This window comes from Pseudomonas fluorescens (assembly GCF_001708445.1).
In the GTDB taxonomy this organism is placed as follows: domain Bacteria; phylum Pseudomonadota; class Gammaproteobacteria; order Pseudomonadales; family Pseudomonadaceae; genus Aquipseudomonas; species Aquipseudomonas gorinensis.
Map to the genome: position 1 here is coordinate 4,127,685 of NZ_CP015637.1, position 15,283 is coordinate 4,142,967.

Annotated in this window: 12 protein-coding genes; 1 reads left to right on the top strand and 11 read right to left on the bottom strand. The window is 61.3% G+C overall.

The genetic code is table 11. From position 1 onward, the window contains the following. Nucleotides 1-11: 11 nt before the first annotated feature. From nuoH to A7317_RS18240, 7 genes are all read right to left on the bottom strand, one after another. Nucleotides 12-1,019 (bottom strand): NADH-quinone oxidoreductase subunit NuoH, encoded by a 1,008-nt coding sequence (nuoH, locus tag A7317_RS18210; RefSeq protein WP_017137518.1) that lies wholly within the window; start codon nt 1,017-1,019, stop codon nt 12-14. Then, complete coding sequence (nuoG, locus tag A7317_RS18215) at nt 1,016-3,730, bottom strand: NADH-quinone oxidoreductase subunit NuoG (protein WP_024076178.1); 2,715 nt, start codon at nt 3,728-3,730, stop codon at nt 1,016-1,018. The genes nuoH and nuoG overlap by 4 nt, the downstream gene beginning before the upstream one ends. 135 nt (nt 3,731-3,865) lie before the next feature. Further along, nucleotides 3,866-5,221, bottom strand: coding sequence for an NADH-quinone oxidoreductase subunit NuoF (gene nuoF / locus A7317_RS18220; RefSeq protein ID WP_024076177.1), 1,356 nt, complete (start codon nt 5,219-5,221; stop codon nt 3,866-3,868). Next, the gene (gene nuoE, locus A7317_RS18225) at nt 5,218-5,715 is read right to left on the bottom strand and encodes an NADH-quinone oxidoreductase subunit NuoE (RefSeq protein WP_003174721.1); all 498 of its coding nucleotides are present in this window, start codon (nt 5,713-5,715) and stop codon (nt 5,218-5,220) included. The genes nuoF and nuoE overlap by 4 nt, the downstream gene beginning before the upstream one ends. A 2-nt stretch (nt 5,716-5,717) precedes the next feature. After that, on the bottom strand, nt 5,718-7,502 hold the full coding sequence (gene nuoC, locus A7317_RS18230; RefSeq protein WP_024076176.1) for an NADH-quinone oxidoreductase subunit C/D: 1,785 nt from the start codon (nt 7,500-7,502) through the stop codon (nt 5,718-5,720). Between the two features lie 72 nt (nt 7,503-7,574). After that, nucleotides 7,575-8,249 carry a NuoB/complex I 20 kDa subunit family protein gene (locus A7317_RS18235; protein ID WP_003219572.1) on the bottom strand — a complete coding sequence of 225 codons (675 nt, stop codon included), beginning with the start codon at nt 8,247-8,249 and terminating at the stop codon, nt 7,575-7,577. A gap of 10 nt (nt 8,250-8,259) precedes the next feature. Beyond that, entirely contained in the window at nt 8,260-8,673 is a 414-nt protein-coding gene (locus A7317_RS18240; RefSeq protein ID WP_003219575.1) for an NADH-quinone oxidoreductase subunit A, read from the bottom strand. A 647-nt stretch (nt 8,674-9,320) separates the two neighbouring features. On the opposite strand from A7317_RS18240, the gene A7317_RS18245 reads away from it, so the two are divergent. Next, entirely contained in the window at nt 9,321-10,445 is a 1,125-nt protein-coding gene (locus A7317_RS18245; protein ID WP_069076169.1) for an IS481 family transposase, read from the top strand. Nucleotides 10,446-10,691: 246 nt separating this feature from the next. Here the strand turns inward: A7317_RS18245 and A7317_RS18250 are convergent, their stop codons facing one another. The 4 genes from A7317_RS18250 to A7317_RS18265 are packed head-to-tail and all read right to left on the bottom strand — an operon-like array spanning nt 10,692 to nt 15,281. After that, nucleotides 10,692-12,086, bottom strand: a complete 1,395-nt coding sequence (locus A7317_RS18250; RefSeq protein WP_069076517.1) for an FAD/NAD(P)-binding protein — start codon at nt 12,084-12,086, stop codon at nt 10,692-10,694. A gap of 12 nt (nt 12,087-12,098) precedes the next feature. Further along, nucleotides 12,099-12,866, bottom strand: coding sequence for an ABC transporter ATP-binding protein (locus A7317_RS18255; protein WP_069076518.1), 768 nt, complete (start codon nt 12,864-12,866; stop codon nt 12,099-12,101). Nucleotides 12,867-12,869: 3 nt separating this feature from the next. After that, nucleotides 12,870-14,210 (bottom strand): ABC transporter substrate-binding protein, encoded by a 1,341-nt coding sequence (locus A7317_RS18260; protein WP_024076203.1) that lies wholly within the window; start codon nt 14,208-14,210, stop codon nt 12,870-12,872. A gap of 21 nt (nt 14,211-14,231) precedes the next feature. Then, nucleotides 14,232-15,281: a branched-chain amino acid ABC transporter permease gene (locus A7317_RS18265; protein WP_024076204.1), complete on the bottom strand. Its 1,050-nt coding sequence runs from the start codon at nt 15,279-15,281 to the stop codon at nt 14,232-14,234. Nucleotides 15,282-15,283: the final 2 nt, after the last annotated feature.

Here is a 15,283-nt window from a genome sequence, read left to right on the forward strand (position 1 = left end):
GGGTCAAATCCTCACTGAACCGCGCCCGCTGGCGTGTTCAACAACACAACGGCAGCAGTCACCAGCAAATTGATCAGGGTCAGCGGCAGGCAGAAACGCCAGCTGAAATCCATCACCTGGTCGTATCGTGGACGCGGAATGGAAGCGCGCAGCAGGATAAACAGCATGATGAAGAACGCGGTCTTCAGGAAGAACCAGAAGAACGCCAGCTGCGGCAGGATGCCGAATGGACCGTGCCAGCCGCCGAAGAACAGCGTGACCAGCAGGGCCGAGATCAAGATGATGCCGATGTATTCACCGACGAAGAACATGCCCCATTTCATGCCGGCGTATTCAATGTGGTAACCGTCGGCCAGTTCCTGTTCCGCTTCCGGCTGGTCGAACGGGTGACGGTGAGTCACGGCCACGCCAGCGATGAAGAAGGTACAGAAGCCAAAGAACTGCGGAATGATGAACCACAGGTTCTGCGCCTGGTACTCGACGATGTCGCGCATGTTGAACGAGCCGACCTGCACCACGATGCCCATCAGCGCGAGGCCCATGAACACTTCGTAGGACACGGTCTGGGCCGAGGCACGCAAGCTGCCGAGCAGGGCGAACTTGTTGTTACTCGACCAGCCGGCGAACAGCACCGCGTAGACCGACAAACCCGCCATGGCGAAGAAGAACAGCAGGCCGATGTTCAGGTCCGCCACGCCCCAGGTCGGGGTGATCGGGATGATCGCGAAGGCAATCAGCAAGGCGCTCATGGCCACGACCGGTGCCAGGGTGAAGATCACCTTGTCGGCAAACGGCGGGGTCCAGTCTTCCTTGAAGAACATTTTCAGCATGTCGGCAGCGATCTGGAACATGCCGAACGGGCCAACGCGGTTCGGACCGTAGCGGTCCTGCCACCAGCCCAGCAGGCGACGTTCGACGAAGCTGAGCAGGGCGCCCGCGACGACCACGGCCAACAGGATCACGATGGCCTTGACGACCGAGATGATCACGTCGATCACTTCAGGGGTGAACCAGGTCATTGCGCTGCCTCCTGCAGACCGTCAACGGTTTTGCCAAAGATTGCCGCGGGAATACCGGCGAAACCTTTAGGCAGTGCAACCAGGCCGGCACCCAACGCTTCGTTGATGCGCAGCGGCAGACGCAGGGTCTGGCCGGCCACGTTCAGGCTGAGCAGGGCGCCGTCGTTGACGCCCAGGCGGTCGGCTTCGGACTTGGCCACGGATACATAGGCAGCGGGAATGCGCTCTTGCACCGGCGCGGCTTTGGAAGAGGTTTCTTCGCTGCCGAACAGGTGGAAGAACGGCACGACCTGCCAAGTACCGGGGGCCGGATTGAACGGACGCGGTACGGCGGCGAACCAGTTCAGCGCATCGCCCTGGGTTTCGATCAGGCGGGTGCCTGGGTCGCCAGCGCGGATATGACCACCGACTTCGTCCTGGAACTTGTTCCAGGCCTGCGGCGAGTTCCAGCCCGGCGACCAGGCAAACGGCACCTGCTGACGTGGCTCGACGGAACCCGAGTAACCTTCCATGGAGAAGGCGAATGCGGTGTCGTTATCTTGCGGGGTGCGCGGTTCGTGCACGCTGATATCGGCACGCATGGCGGTACGACCGGAGTAGCGCAGCGGTTCACGGGCGAGTTTCAAGCCCTTGATGCGGAACGCGGCGGACGGTGCGGCGTCGACGATACGTGCCAGTTGCGGTGCACTTGCGGCGACAGCTGCGGTGACGTGGTCGAGCTGGGTCCAGTCCAGCGGCTGGTTCAGCAGGGTCGAGCGCAAGGCATGCAGCCAGCGCCAGCCTTCGTGAACCAGGATGCTGGCGTCCATGTACTTCGGATCGAACACCTGGAAGAAGCGCTGGGCGCGGCCTTCCTGGCTGACCAGGGTACCGTCGCCTTCGGCGAAGGTCGCGGCCGGCAGTACCAGGTCGGCTCGCTCGCTGGTCGCGGTCTTCTGGTGGTCGGCCACGATCAGCACCTTGGCGGCGTTCAGCGCGGCATCGACCTTGGCCGAATCGGTGCGGGTGTACAGGTCGTTTTCCAGTACCACGATCGCGTCGGCCTTGCCGTCGGTGACCGCTTGCAGGGCCGCGTCCAGGGACTCGCCCCCGAGCATGGCCAGGCCAAGGCTGTTGGCTTCCGGCACGACCAGGCTGATGGAGCCGTTCTTGTCACGCAGCTTCAGGGCCTTGGCGATGTTTGCGGCGGCTTCGATCAACGCCTTGGACGCCAGCGAGGTCCCGGCAATGATCAGTGGGCGCTTGGCCGCCAGCAGGGCGTCGGCGATGCGTTGGGCAAGTGCCAGCGCTTCAGCGTCCAGGCCTTCGACGGCAGGCGCGCTGGCATCGAGGGCGTGGGCCACGGCGAAACCGATGCGGGCCAGGTCGTCAGGGGCGGCGTGTACGCATTCTTCGGCGATATCGTCGAGCTTGGTTTCAGCGATGCTTGCGATAAACAGCGGGTTCAGCGCGTGCTGGCCGATGTTTTTCACCGCAGCGTCGAGCCAAGGCTGTACGCGCATGGCGTCGGCCATGTCTTCGGCCTTGCCTTTGACTGATTGACGCAGGGACAGCGCGATACGCGCGGCGGTCTGGGTCAGGTCTTCACCGAGCACGAAGATCGCGTCGTGGTCTTCGATGTCGCGCATGTTCGGCACTGGCAGCGGGCTGTCGTTCAGCACTTGCAGGACCAGGCGGATACGTTCCAGTTCACCGGCTTCGATACCGGAGTAGAAGTGCTCGGCGCCGACCAGTTCGCGCAACGCGTAGTTGCTTTCGAGGCTGGCGCGGGGCGAACCGATACCGACGATATTGCGCCCGCGCAGCAGGTCAGCGGCCTTATCGAGGGCCTCATCGGTGCTCAGCTTGGCGCCGCCGGCCAGCAGGGGCTGGCGCGGGCGGTCTTCGCGGTTGACGTAGCCATAGCCGAAACGGCCACGGTCGCACAGGAAGTACTGGTTGACCGAACCGTTGAAGCGGTTTTCGATGCGACGCAGTTCACCGTAGCGCTCGCCCGGGGAGATGTTGCAACCGCTGGAGCAGCCATGGCAGATGCTCGGTGCGAACTGCATGTCCCACTTGCGGTTGTAGCGCTCGGAGTGCGTCTTGTCGGTGAAGACACCGGTCGGGCAGACCTCGGTGAGGTTGCCGGAGAATTCGCTTTCCAGCACGCCGTCCTCGACGCGACCGAAGTACACGTTATCGTGGGCGCCGAAAACGCCGAGGTCGGTGCCGCCAGCGTAGTCTTTATAGAAGCGCACGCAACGATAGCAGGCGATGCAGCGGTTCATTTCGTGGGAAATGAACGGGCCGAGGTCCTGGTTCTGGTGGGTGCGCTTGGTGAAGCGATAACGGCGCTCGTTGTGGCCGGTCATCACCGTCATGTCTTGCAGGTGACAGTGACCGCCTTCCTCACAGACCGGGCAGTCGTGGGGGTGGTTGGTCATCAGCCATTCGACAACGCTGGCGCGGAACGCCTTGGATTCTTCATCGTCGATGGAGATCCAGGTGTTGTCGGTGGCAGGGGTCATGCAGGACATGACGATACGACCACGGGTGTCGTTCTCGTCGGTGTACTGCTTGACCGCACACTGGCGACAGGCACCGACGCTACCAAGCGCGGGGTGCCAGCAGAAATACGGGATATCGAGGCCGAGTGACAGACACGCCTGTAACAGGTTGTCCGCCCCATCGACTTCGAGCGCTTTGCCGTCTACGTGGATAGTGGCCATGGTTCAAAGTTCTTCGTTGGCCCGTTGTCAGCGGGCGTGGCTAATGGAATCTTGTTATTCATGTGCATCAACACAGCCATCAAGGCGTCAGCACATGACAAGGCGAAGGGCACGGACCCTTCGCCTGTTTAAGCGTTACGCGCCGACTACGATCGGCCTTGCCAGAGGCGGGACGGCGGCGCTGGTGGGCGCGATGCCGGCTTCGAACTCCGAGCGGAAGTATTTGATTGCGCTGCCCAATGGCTCTACGGCGCCCGGTGCGTGAGCACAGAAGGTCTTGCCTGGGCCGAGGAAACCGACCAGGCCCAGCAGGGTCTCGATGTCACCCTCGCGGCCTTCGCCGTTTTCCAGGGCCATCAGCAGCTTGACGCTCCACGGCAAACCGTCGCGGCATGGGGTGCAGAAACCGCAGGATTCACGGGCAAAGAACTGCTCCATGTTGCGCAGCAGCGAGACCATGTTCACGGTGTTGTCGACTGCCATCGCCAGGCCGGTCCCCATCCGGGTGCCGACCTTGCCGATGCCGCCGGCATACATTTGTGCGTCGAGGTGCTCAGGAAGCAGGAAACCGGTACCGGCGCCGCCTGGTTGCCAGGCTTTCAAGGTGTAGCCGTCGCGCATGCCGCCGGCGTAGTCCTCGAACAGCTCGCGCGCGGTCACGCCGAACGGCAGTTCCCACAGGCCAGGGTTCTTGACCTTGCCGGAGAAGCCCATGAGCTTGGTGCCCATGTCTTCACTGCCTTCGCGAGCCAACGATTTGTACCAGTCCACGCCGTCGGCGATGATCGCCGGCACGTTGCACAGGGTCTCGACGTTGTTCACGCAGGTCGGCTTGCCCCACACGCCCACGGCGGCAGGGAAGGGCGGCTTGGAGCGTGGGTTGGCGCGGCGGCCTTCGAGGGAGTTGATCAGTGCGGTTTCTTCACCGCAGATGTAACGCCCGGCGCCGGTGTGCACGAACAGTTCGAAGTCAAAACCCGAACCAAGGATGTTCTTGCCCAGCAGGCCAGCGGCCTTGGCTTCTTCCACGGCACGGTTGAGGTGCTTGGCGGCGGTGGTGTATTCGCCGCGCAGGAAGATATAGCCACGGTAGGTTTTCAGCGCGCGGGCGCTGATCAGCATGCCTTCGATCAGCAGATGGGGCAGTTGCTCCATCAGCATGCGGTCTTTCCAGGTGTTGGGCTCCATTTCATCCGCGTTGCACAGCAGGTAGCGGATGTTGATGGATTCGTCTTTGGGCATCAGGCCCCACTTCACGCCGGTGGGGAAGCCTGCACCGCCGCGACCCTTGAGGCCGGCGTCTTTCACCGTCTGGACGATGTCGTCCTGGCTCATGTCGGCGAAGGCTTTGCGCGCAGCGGCGTAACCGTTCTTGGCCTGGTACTCGTCGAGCCATACCGGCTCGCCGTCGTCACGCAGGCGCCAGGTCAGCGGGTGGGTTTCGGCCGAACGCTTGATCAGGTTGGCCGGGCCGAAGGAAGTCAGGGTCATGGGTAGCCCTCGAGCAATTGGGTCACGCCAGCAGGCTGCACGTCACCGAATGTGTCGTCGTCGATCATCAACGCCGGCGCCTTGTCGCAGTTGCCCAGGCAGCACACCGGCAGCAGCGTGAAGCGGCCGTCCGGGGTGGTCTGGCCGAGGCCGATGCCCAGTTTGTTCTGGATCTCGCTGACCACCGACTCGTGGCCACCGATGTAGCAGACCATGCTGTCGCACACGCGAATGATGTGGCGGCCAACCGGCTGGCGGAAGATCTGGCTGTAGAACGTGGCCACGCCTTCAACGTCGCTGGCAGGAATGCCAAGGATCTCGCCGATGGCGTAGAGGGCGCCGTCCGGCACCCAACCACGTTCCTTCTGGACGATCTTCAAGGCTTCGATCGACGCCGCGCGCGGGTCTTCGTAGTGATGCAGCTCGTGCTCGATGGCCGAGCGCTCGGTTTCACTCAAGGTGAAACGGTCTGTCTGGATAAGCGTGCTGTTCATGCTTAGCGGTCCACGTCGGCCATAACGAAATCGATACTACCCAGGTACGCAATCAAGTCCGCGACCATCTCGCCTTTGATCACCGAAGGGATCTGCTGCAAGTGGGCGAAGCTTGGGGTGCGAATCCGGGTGCGGTAGCTCATGGTGCCGCCATCGCTCGTCAGGTAATAACTGTTGATACCCTTGGTCGCTTCGATCATCTGGAAGGATTCGTTGGCCGGCATTACCGGGCCCCACGAAACTTGCAGGAAGTGCGTGATCAGGGTTTCGATGTGCTGCAGGGTGCGCTCTTTCGGCGGCGGCGTGGTCAGCGGGTGATCCGCCTTGTAGGGACCTGCCGGCATGTTGCGCATGCACTGCTCGATGATCTTCAGGCTCTGGCGCATTTCTTCGACGCGCACGATGCAACGGTCGTAGGCATCGCCGTTGGCCGCCAGCGGTACTTCGAACTCGAAGTTCTCGTAGCCGGAGTACGGGCGTGCTTTACGCAGGTCGAAATCGCAGCCGGTGGAACGCAGGCCGGCACCGGTGACGCCCCATTCCAGGGCCTCTTTGGTGTTGTAGGCGGCGACGCCGATGGTGCGGCCCTTGAGAATGCTGTTGTCCAGCGCGGCTTTCTGGTACTCGTCCAGGCGCTTGGGCATCCAGTCGATGAATTCCTTGACCAGGCGTTCCCAGCCGTTCGGCAGGTCGTGGGCTACGCCGCCGATGCGGTACCAGGCCGGGTGCAGGCGGAAACCGGTGATGGCTTCGATGACCTTGTAGGCGCGCTGACGGTCGGTGAAGGTGAAGAACACCGGGGTCATGGCGCCGACGTCCTGGATATAGGTACCCAGGAACAGCAGGTGGCTGGTGATCCGGAAGAACTCGGCCATCATGATGCGGATGGTGTCGACGCGGTCCGGTACCTTGATGCCGGCCAGCTTCTCGACCGAGAGCACGTACGGCAGGTTGTTCATCACGCCGCCGAGGTAGTCGATACGGTCGGTGTACGGGATGAAGCTGTGCCAGGACTGACGCTCGGCCATCTTCTCGGCGCCACGGTGGTGGTAGCCGATGTCGGGCACGCAGTCGACGATCTCTTCGCCGTCCAGTTGCAGGATGATACGGAAGGCACCGTGGGCCGAAGGGTGGTTCGGACCCAGGTTGAGGAACATGTAGTCCTCGTTGGCGCCGGAACGCTTCATGCCCCAGTCTTCCGGACGGAAGCGTGCAGCCTCCTCTTCCAGCTGTTGCTTGGCGAGGTTGAGGCTGAACGGGTCGAATTCGGTGGCGCGGGCAGGGAAGTCCTTGCGCAGCGGGTGACCTTCCCAGGTCGGCGGCATCATGATGCGCGTCAGGTGCGGGTGGCCGGGGAAGTCGATGCCGAACATGTCCCAGACTTCACGCTCGTACCAGCTGGCGTTCGGCCAGATACCGGTCACGGTGGGAATGCTCAGGTCGCTCTCGGACAGGGCGACCTTGATCATCACGTCGCTGTTACGTTCGATCGACAGCAGGTGATAGAACACGGTGAAATCGGCGCCGCTCGGCAGCCCCTGGCGCTTGGTGCGCAGACGCTCGTCCACGCCATGCAGGTCATAGAGCATGACGTACGGCTTGGGCAGGTTGCGCAGGAAGGTCAGGACTTCGACGAGCTTGGCACGTGCCACCCACAGCACCGGCATGCCGGTGCGTGTGGCCTGGGCGGTGAAGGCATCAGGGCCGAAACGGTTATTGAGTTCGACGACCACATCCTGGTCGTCTGCCTTGTAAGGCGGGATGTACAGAGCACTGCCTGTAGTCATGGTTTTTTATCGCTTTCGGTCAACGTAAAGAATGAAGCCAGGTTTTCGTTCTATAAAAGAATCGGTTCTGGATCAGACTTCGTCGGGGCTGCGCAGGTTGGTGACCTGAATACGCTGTTCGCGGCGCTGTTCCTTTTGTGACGGCATCTCGGCGCGGTAAACGCCTTGATCTCCGACAACCCAGGAAAGTGGGCGACGCTCCTTGCCAATCGATTCCTGCAACAGCATCAAGCCTTGCAGGAATGCTTCAGGGCGGGGCGGGCAGCCAGGCACGTAGACGTCCACGGGCAGGAACTTGTCCACCCCCTGAACCACGGAGTAGATGTCGTACATGCCACCGGAGTTGGCGCACGAACCCATGGAGATAACCCACTTTGGCTCGAGCATTTGCTCGTAGAGACGCTGAATGATCGGCGCCATCTTGATAAAGCAGGTTCCGGCGATAACCATGAAATCCGCCTGGCGCGGTGATGCCCGGATGACTTCGGCGCCGAAGCGTGCGATGTCGTGGGGCGCCGTGAAGGCGGTGGTCATTTCCACGTAGCAGCAGGACAGACCGAAGTTGTACGGCCACAGGGAGTTCTTACGTCCCCAGTTGACCGCGCCACTCAGCACGTCTTCCAGCTTGCCCATGTAGATGTTTTTGTGGACTTGGTCTTCTAACGGGTCGGAAACGGTTTCCCGTTCGCCGATGGGGTACTGCTCGTTAGGAGCATCCGGGTCGATCCTGGTGAGATTGTATTGCATCGCCAAAGCCTCATTGTTTCAGCTTCGCTTGCCGCTTGCGACGAGCTTCCGGAGCCCAGTCAAGGGCGCCCACTCGAAATAGGTAGACAAGGCCTGCCAACAGAATTGCTATGAAAACGAGGGCTTCGACGAATCCGGTCCAGCCGCTTTCGCGGACGGACACAGACCAGGCAAAGAGAAAGAGGGCTTCGATATCGAAGATCACGAAGAGCATCGCGACCAGATAGAATTTGGCTGAGAGCCGCAAGCGGGCGCCACCTGTGGGTAGCATGCCGGACTCGAACGGTTCGTTTTTGCTGCGGCCCCAGGCTTTTGACCCGAGGAGGCTGGAGACGCCAAGCATGAAGGCACAAAGGCCGACAACACCGAGGAGGAAAATGGCAAAGCCCCAGTTGTGGGCCATGAGTCCTGTCGCTTCGGTCATGCTGGAAATCCTTAACAGAGAGCAAAGGTCTCTGAGCTCGAAAAAGTAACGATGCAGTGACGATATGTCGCAGCGCAATCAATCGCGTTGATTTTATGGCTAAACACCGGGCAAGTAAAATTCCTATAGCGAAATTATTCGCGGGAATAAGCACATAGTGCACCTCCTTGGGGCTGCAGCCCTTGCATAGTGGGCATTAGCGGGCATTTGATCAAATGTGTTTTGTTTAACCTGTAACGAAGCTTTCTTGTTCTAAATGATAATGAATATTGTTTGGGTGGGTTTTAAGCAGGTGCTGATGGTGTAGCGGGGGAAGTTGCCGTTACTTGGTTGATTTCCGCTAGTTGCCGGAGCGGATCTTTTAACCGATTTATTTGCAGCGAATACCGCGCTGGATCAATGTTTTGTAAAAAATATTCAGGTTGCATGCGTTCCCGGGGTGTGGGGGGGGCTTGTCAGTTAAGAGATAGAACGAGCAAACAGTCACCTGTGGCGAGCGGGCTTGCCCTAATGCCGTTCAGTTAAGGCTTTTTTGTAGGAGCGAGCTTGCTCGCGAAGAACTCATGTATGGACCGGACACATGGTTGACGGGTGTGCGGGGACATGGTGGACACTTTTCGGCGAGCCAATTTCGCCGGAAAGCCATCATGCCCTGGGACACGAGAGATGCCATGAGCCTGAAAGAAGAGTTTGTTGCCTTAGCACGGCAACCCGGCAGCAACAAACGAGAACTATGCCGACGGTTCGGTATCAGTCCGCAGACGGCTTACAAGTGGCTTAACCGCTACGCGACGCTCGGCCATTCAGGGCTGCAAGATAAATCCCGAAAACCGGCTACCAGCCCCAAGCTGACCACGCCGGCCCTGGAAGCGCAGGTCATAGCGCTCAGACAAGACCATCCAGCATGGGGTGGGCGCACGATCAGCAGCCTCTTGAAAAAGCAGATTGCTCCCAGCACCGTTACCAATGTCCTGCACCGGCACGGGCTGATTCAGCCGACTACGAAGGAGCAAGAGGCAAAGCTGAGGTTTGAACACGAGGCGCCCAACAATCTTTGGCAGATGGATTTCAAAGGGCATTTCCCGACGCAAGAAGGCAGATGCCATCCCCTGACTTTACTGGACGACCATTCACGTTTCAGTTTGGCTATTCAAGCTTGTGATAACGAGCGTGGAGCCACGGTGAAAGAAAGGTTGACCGAGGTATTCCAGCGCTTCGGATTACCGGCTCGCATCAACGTTGATAACGGACCGCCTTGGGGCTCTCCACGTAACCCTGGTGAAATCACAGAGCTGAGTATCTGGTTGATTCGTCTGGGTATTCGGATCAGTTTCAGCCGCCCTTACCACCCACAAACCAATGGAAAGATTGAGCGTTTCCATCGCTCACTCAAGGCCGAAGTACTTGAAGGGCGTCAGTTTTCCACGCTCAAGGAAGCTCAAGCAGCATTTGATCGGTGGCGTGATGTTTATAACCTGCAACGGCCCCATCAGGCGCTGGACTACAAGGTGCCTATGGACCGGTATAGAGCCAGCCCATGGGCTTATCCGCAACAGTTACCAACCTTTGAGTACGGACCGGACGACGTATTAGCCAAGACTTATCACAGCCGTTTTCGTTTTCAGAAACGCTACTTCAGCATCGCCAAAGGTTTGGCTGGGCATCACATCGCAATACGGCCCAACACTGAAGGTGATGGACTGTTTGACGTGTTTTTCTGCCATCACTTCCTACGAACGATCGACGTGAGCAAACCTGACTATGGTCCATAATGTGTCAACCATGTCCCCGCACATGTGTCCACCATGTGTCCGGTCCATACAGCGCTCTTCCAAAAGTGACCCGCTGTAAGAGCGGAACCCTAAGCAGCCGTTACCGCAGCAACGGATATGTACTCACCCAACCCCCAAAAAGCGGTCGGCCCGAAGGCCGCCACGGGACCAAGCTCCCTCGCCACAGACCGCTGAAAAAAGTTGTGTAGATACTTATGGCCATCGGGGGCAAGCGCCCTCCCACATTTAGATTTCTGTCAGCGTTGAAGCCAGTGCCTTGGCTTGAAGCGCCACATCGGTCACCGCCGTGCTCTCCCACCACATCCCGCGCAACGGCGGGCCCATGGCGAACAAGCGCGCACTGACCTGGCCCTGGGCATCCAGCACCGCCCCCGACGCATCCGCCGCAATCCCCAACGCCAACGGCCCAGGCTGGACCAACCCGCGCTTGAGCAACTGTTGCGGCAGTGGCCGGGCCACGCGGCGCCAGTCGTACTCGATGCCGCTGGAGTTGATCAGGGCTGCGCCCGACACCAGAGTCACCGCAGGTTCGCCACGCCGGCGTAAACGAATGGTCACGCCGCTGCCCGAAGGCTCCAGCCCCTTGTACGAGGCCGCTTGAATCCGTAACCGCCCCTCCTCATGCAGCCTGGCCACCAACTGCGCACTCAACGGCGGGGAACGGTGATGATGGCTTTCCCACCATGGCCGCACATGCCGCACGAACTGACGCTTCTCGCCCTCGCTGGCCTGGCTCCACAACCGGCCGATATGGGCGCGCACTGTGTCCAGCGGCGCCTGCCAATCGATACCCTGCTCCAGCGCGAGGCGGCATTGGCGACGCACCTCGCGCAGCAGTTGCCGAGGGCTTCGCAGGTTGTGGTTCGTGCCGAGAAAGTCTTCCCAGTTGGGCGGTTGCCGGCGCACATGGGGCAGCAGGCCGTGACGGGAAAACACCTCGATCGGCCCACGATGCCGGGCCTGTTCCAGGGACACCACGGCATCCACCATGGTCAGCCCGGAGCCGATGATCAGCACGGGCGCCTGCGGGTCGATCTGGGTCATGGCCTGCACGTCCCACGGGTCGACGGCCGCAGCGTTCAAACCGCTGGACTCGGTCTGGGGCGTGCGCGCCGCCGGGAACATGCCAGTGGCCAACACCGCTTGGGCGCCGCGCAGTTGCTGGCCGTTGTCGAGGGTCAGCAATACCCCCTCGTCCTCGACTTGCAGATCGACCACCTCGGCGCGGATATGCTCGACGGTGGACGCCGAAAACGCCTTGGCTTCAGCCAACCGTTGCTGCGCATACAGGCCAAAAATGCCGCGTGGCGGGAACAGTTCGCTGATGGGCACGTGCTGCTGGTCGGACTCAGGCCAACCGCCCGCACCGATGTAGTCGGTGAGCCATTGGGTCAGGTCGTCGGCATTGTCCGGGTCGACACTCATGCGCGCCGCATTGCCATTTAAGGTGTGGCCCAACTCGACCGCGCTGTAGGCCTCGCCACGCCCGAGTTCGCGGCGCGGTTCGATCACCAGGATTTGCCGTTGGCCAGGCAGGCGCAGCAGTTGCACAGCCAGCATCGTGCCGCTCAGGCCGCCGCCGATGATCAGGACATCAGCGTTGCGGATGGTTTCACTCATGCGGATTCGCCCTTACTGTTTACCCAGATAAATGTCATGCAAATCGCCCCGCGCCAGCAACTCGGCGGCGCTGCCACTCAGGACCACCCGCCCAGTATCCAGCACGTAGCCGTGGGACGCATAGTTGAGCGCCACGTTGATGTTCTGCTCGGCGACCAGGAAGCTCACCTGCTGCTCGCGGTTGAGCTGCGCGATGATCTCGAAGATCTCTTGCACGATCATAGGCGCCAAACCCATGGACGGCTCGTCGAGCAGTACCAAAGTAGGACGGGTCATCAACGCCCGACCGATGGCGACCATCTGTTGCTCGCCACCGGAGGTCAGCCCGGCGCGGGTGTGGCGCTTGGTCTTGAGCCGGGGGAACCAGGCATAGATGCGCTCCAGGTCGTGTTCCATGGCCTTGCGGCTCAGGCGCCGCACAAAACCACCGCTGCGCAGGTTGTCTTCCACGCTGAGCTGGCCGAACACATGGCGGCCTTCGAGCACATGCACCATGCCTTGGCGCACACGCTGGCTGGGGTCGACACCGGCCAGGTCGACGCCGGCGTATTCGATCACGCCACGGCTGACTTCGGCGCGCTCGGCACGCACCAACCCGGAGATCGCCTTGAGGGTAGTGCTCTTGCCGGCGCCGTTCGCGCCGAGCAAGGCGACGATGGCGCCCTTGGGCACGCTCAGCGACACCCCGGCCACCGCCAGGATCGCGCCGTCGTAGATGACCTCGATGTCGTTGACCGTCAGCAGCGCGGCGTGTCCAGGTTCTGCGGCAGGCAGGCTCATGGTTTATTCATCCCCAGTGCAGGTGCGTGGCGTCAGGCCTTTTTCCTTGGCGAAGGCTGCGGACTTTTCATCGATCAGCGGGCGCAACAGTGCGCGGTCGGCGGCGATCCAGTCGCTGACCAGCGTCCACTGAGCACCGTCCCACTGCTGTACCCGCGCCGAGCCGCCGCCTTCGTGGTCGCGGCACGACAGCTTGAGGTTCTGCATCAGGCCCAGGTAACCCATGGCCTTGAGGCGCGCGTCGTCGATATTCAAGTGCTCCAGGCCCCAGCGGCCTTCTTCGCCATTGAGCGGGCGCTGGCCGAACCTGGCCTGGGCCGTGCGGATCGCCTCCACCGCCACGGCAGCATTCACCAGGCCGGAGTTGTAGTACACGCTGCCGAAGTTCTTCAGGTCCTTGAGGTCGCTGTGGCCCTTGTCGAGGACGGATTGCTTGAGGCGTTTGTGGATCTCGAAATCGCTGCCGGCCGGGTACGGCGTGAGGGCCAGGTAGCCCTTGGCGGCGGCGCCTGCGGGCAATACGTCTTCGCTGGAACTGGCCCAGATATCGCCGATGATATGGTCCACCGGGAAGCCGAAGCGCGCAGCGGTCTTGACCGCCACGGGGGTCGACACGCCCCAGGTGCGCAGGAACACCCAGTCCGGGTTGGCCTGGCGGACCTGGCGCCATTGCGCCGATTGTTCGTTGCCTGGGTCGGCCACCGGAATCTGGATATTTTCAAAACCGTATTTTTCGGCGAGCAACTTCAACGGGCCGAGGGTTTCGCGACCGTAGGCCGAGTCGTGGTAGACCGTGGCGATCTTCTTACCCTTGAGCTTGTCGAAACCACCCTCGCGCTGGGCGATGTAGTTCACCAGGGTCGACGCCTCGCTGTAGAACGTCAGCATCACCGGAAAGTTATACGGGAACACCGTACCGTCGGTGGCTTCGGTGCGCCCGTAACCGAGGGTGATCAGCGGGATCTTGTCCACCTCTGCCCTTTCGCTGAGCGCATAGGCCGCCGGCGCGCCATTGGGCTGGTACACCGCGACCGGCGCGCCCTCCAGGCCATGCTTGAAGCGCTCGTAGCATTCGATGCCTTTCTCCGCCGTCCACTCGGTCTCGCATTCCTGCCACACCAACTTGACGCCATTGATGCCGCCTTCGACCTCGTTGATATAACGCAGGTAGTCGATCATCCCGGCCCACACCTGCACACCGCTGGACGCGTAGGCGCCCACGCGATAGGTGGCCAGGGGAATGAATTGCTGGTCCGGCGAGGCCATCGCTTGGGGGACAGCACCGGCCAGGGTTGCCAACGTAAACGCGGCGCCGATCAAGGAACGTTTCAAGGATGCACGCATAAGGATTCTCTTGGAGGAATGTCAGAAACGCAGCGGCCACTGCCGCACACGGTCACGCAGGTTGTGCAACAGGCGGATCAAGCCCTCGGGCTCCTTGATCAGGAACACGATGATCAACACGCCAAAGATGATTTTTTGCAGGTTCTGCAACTGCCCCGCGTCCACCGAACCGCCGAACAGCGCCTGCCCGGCATGACTGAGGACAATCGGCAGCAGGCTGATAAACGCCGCACCCACGAAGTTGCCGGCGATGCTGCCCATGCCGCCGATGATGATGATGAACAGGATCTGGAATGAGCGATTGATATCGAAGCTGCTGGCGCTGGCCGTGCCCAGGTAGGCGAACGCCCACAGCGCGCCGGCAATGCCCAGGTAAAACGAGCTGACCGCAAACGCCAGGCGCTTGTAGCGCACCACCGGGATGCCAACCACGGCGGCGGCGGTGTCCATGTCGCGGATCGCCATCCAATTGCGCCCGACCTGGCTGCGCACCAGGTTGATGGCGGTCCAGGTCAACAGCAGCACCGTCACCAACGTCAGCCAATAGCGGCCCAGCGGCGTGTTGAGGTCATGACCGAACAGCGCCAGCTTCGGCGCAGAGATGGTCCCGGACGAGCCGTAGTTGTAGAACCAGGGAAACTTGACGAACAGCCACTCCAGGAAAAACTGCGCGGCCAGGGTGGTGACCATCAGGTAGAAGCCCTTGATCCGCGAGCTGGGCAAGCCGAACAGCAAACCGACCAACGCACTGATAATCCCCCCACCGAGCAGCGCCAGCGGCAGGCCCAGCTCCGGCAGGCGCAACAGGAAACCGTAGGTCGCGAACGCGCCGACGGCCATGAAACCCGCCGCGCCGACCGAGGTTTGCCCGGTATAGCCGGTCAGCAGATTCAAGCCAAGCCCGGCCAGGGACAACACCAAGAACGGGATCAGGATCGCATTGAGCCAATAGTCATTGCCCCACAGCGGCACCACGATAAAGGCCAGGGCCAGCAGGCCGATCAGGCCCCAAGGCACGCGTCGCTGTACCAGCAACAACGGCGCGGTTTGTTGAGCAACGGGAATCGACATGG

Excerpts from the sequence above, each read along its gene's own strand:
- nuoH (WP_017137518.1), bottom strand. The coding sequence starts at position 1,019 with ATGACCTGGTTCACCCCTGAAGTGATCGACGTGATCATCTCGGTCGTC.
- nuoG (WP_024076178.1), bottom strand. The coding sequence starts at position 3,730 with ATGGCCACTATCCACGTAGACGGCAAAGCGCTCGAAGTCGATGGGGCG.
- nuoF (WP_024076177.1), bottom strand. The coding sequence starts at position 5,221 with ATGACCCTGACTTCCTTCGGCCCGGCCAACCTGATCAAGCGTTCGGCC.
- nuoE (WP_003174721.1), bottom strand. The coding sequence starts at position 5,715 with ATGAACAGCACGCTTATCCAGACAGACCGTTTCACCTTGAGTGAAACC.
- nuoC (WP_024076176.1), bottom strand. The coding sequence starts at position 7,502 with ATGACTACAGGCAGTGCTCTGTACATCCCGCCTTACAAGGCAGACGAC.
- A7317_RS18235 (WP_003219572.1), bottom strand. The coding sequence starts at position 8,249 with ATGCAATACAATCTCACCAGGATCGACCCGGATGCTCCTAACGAGCAG.
- A7317_RS18240 (WP_003219575.1), bottom strand. The coding sequence starts at position 8,673 with ATGACCGAAGCGACAGGACTCATGGCCCACAACTGGGGCTTTGCCATT.
- A7317_RS18245 (WP_069076169.1), top strand. The coding sequence starts at position 9,321 with ATGCCCTGGGACACGAGAGATGCCATGAGCCTGAAAGAAGAGTTTGTT.
- A7317_RS18250 (WP_069076517.1), bottom strand. The coding sequence starts at position 12,086 with ATGAGTGAAACCATCCGCAACGCTGATGTCCTGATCATCGGCGGCGGC.
- A7317_RS18255 (WP_069076518.1), bottom strand. The coding sequence starts at position 12,866 with ATGAGCCTGCCTGCCGCAGAACCTGGACACGCCGCGCTGCTGACGGTC.
- A7317_RS18260 (WP_024076203.1), bottom strand. The coding sequence starts at position 14,210 with ATGCGTGCATCCTTGAAACGTTCCTTGATCGGCGCCGCGTTTACGTTG.
- A7317_RS18265 (WP_024076204.1), bottom strand. The coding sequence starts at position 15,281 with ATGTCGATTCCCGTTGCTCAACAAACCGCGCCGTTGTTGCTGGTACAG.